2 protein-coding genes are annotated in these 1,875 nt (G+C 68.8%); both read left to right on the top strand.

Annotated features, from left to right (window positions below):
• Positions 1-1,057, top strand: a 1,057-nt coding sequence (locus AB0M47_RS42675; RefSeq protein ID WP_363424749.1) for a mannosyltransferase family protein, incomplete at its 5' end; no start/stop codon positions are given.
• Positions 1,058-1,171: 114 nt separating this feature from the next.
• The coding region (locus AB0M47_RS42670) for an ElyC/SanA/YdcF family protein (protein WP_363424747.1) at positions 1,172-1,875 on the top strand (704 nt) is incomplete at its 3' end.

Genomic DNA, 1,875 nt, shown 5'->3' with positions numbered 1-1,875 from the left:
GCTGGCGGCGAAGGCCGGCGACCCACCGGACAGCGTCTCGGTCGCGTTGGACGCTTGGAATCGGTGGGACACCACCTGGTACCTCATCATCGCCGACACGGGGTACCACTGGGACACCCGGGCGACGGCGTTCTGGCCGCTCTACCCGATGACCGTACGCGCGGCGAACGCGGTGCTGCCGGGCGGCTCGTTCGGGGCGGCGCTGGTGGTATCGCTGGTGTGCTGCCTGGCCGCGCTGGTGGTCACGCACCGCCTCGCGGCCGAGATGATGGACGAGCGGCACGCCCGCCGGGCGGCGTTCTACCTGCTCGCCTTCCCGACCGGGTTCTACCTCGTGGCCGCGTACAACGAGTCGATGTTCATCGCGCTGGCGGTCGGCTCGCTCTACTGCATGCGTCGCGGGCACTGGTGGATCGCCGGTGCGCTGGCCGGGCTGGCGGGGGCGACCCGCATGGCCGGCATCCTCCTCGGCGCGGCCTTCCTCTACGAATACCTGCGTCAGCACGGGTGGTCGCCGAGTCGCATCCGGTGGGACGCCCTGTCGATCGCGCTCGTGCCGTCCGGGCTCGCGGCGTACATGTTCTATCTGCAGCAGAGCTTCGGCAGCGCGACCCACTTCATGGAGTCGCAGAAGGCCTGGTTCCACGACGGCTACCAGGCGCCGTGGACGACCATCGGCCAGGTCGCGAAGATGATCCACGACTGGACGCCGATGTTCTCCCCGGACAACTTCCGCAACGTCGCCAACCTCGCGACCGCGCTGCTGATGATCGCGTTGCTGACGCTGGCCCTGGTGGGGCCGTGGAAACTCGATCCCGCCGACCGGTACCTGGTGGTCTTCGCCGCGCTGACCCTGGCGCTGCCGTTGATCAGCCCGATCCACTCGCATTACCCGCTCAGTTCACTGTGGCGCTACAGCCTGGAGTGCACGGCGGCGTTCTTCGTCCTGGCGAAGATGGGGCGCAACGCCACCTTCGACAAGTTCTTCACGATGGGCGCGGTCGGCCTGCAAGGCGCGATGATCATCGTGTTCCTGCAGAACAACTTCGTCGCCTAAGCAACGCGATCTGCCTCGCGGCAACGGCACTGCTGGATGTTGCCTTACGGCAGCGGCACTGCTGGATGTTGCCTTACGGCAACCATCTGGCGCGCGTACGACATCCTGGAGGGTGTGAAGATCCCTTGGCGGACGGTCCGGCGCGGCCTGCTCATCGCGGGCCTGGCCGGAATCGTGACGGTGACGGCGAGTCAGCTGTGGATCCGGGGCGGCGCTCGCGGCCACGTGTACGCGGAAAGTGACGTCCCGGCGCGGCCGGTGGCCCTGGTGCTGGGTGCGCAGGTCGACCCGAACGGCAGTCCGTCGGGCTTCCTCGCGGCGCGGCTGGCGGAGGCCAAGCGGCTCTACGACGCGGGCAAGGTCCAGGCGATCCTGGTCTCCGGCGATCACGGCGAATGGCGGTACGACGAGCCGGGCCATATGCAGCAGTGGCTGCTGGCCAATGGCGTCCCGGGGACGAAGGTGGTCCCCGACTACGCGGGCTTCGACACCTACGACTCGTGCCAGCGGGCCGTACGCGTCTTCGGCGTCACCGCCGCGATCGTCGTGACCCAGAGCTTCCACATCGAGCGCGCGGTGACGCTGTGCCGTCAGGCGGGGATGGACGCGGTGGGCGTCGGCGACGACAGCGCCCGGCAATGGCGACTCCAGTGGGACCGGGCGACCGTCCGGGAGCAGGGCGCGTACCTGAAGGCGATGGTGGACGTGGTCACCCGTCGCGACCCGGTCTTCCTCGGCCCCCACGAGGCCGGGGTGGCCTGCAGGAGCAGCCCCCATTGGGCGATCGTCAGCTTCATCGTGGGGATGGTCAGGTTGAC

The organism is Hamadaea sp. NPDC051192, assembly GCF_040682475.1.
Taxonomy (GTDB): Bacteria; Actinomycetota; Actinomycetes; order Mycobacteriales; family Micromonosporaceae; genus Hamadaea; species Hamadaea flava.
The sequence above is the reverse complement of the archived record's forward strand: the minus strand, read 5'-3'. Positions and strand labels throughout refer to the sequence as shown.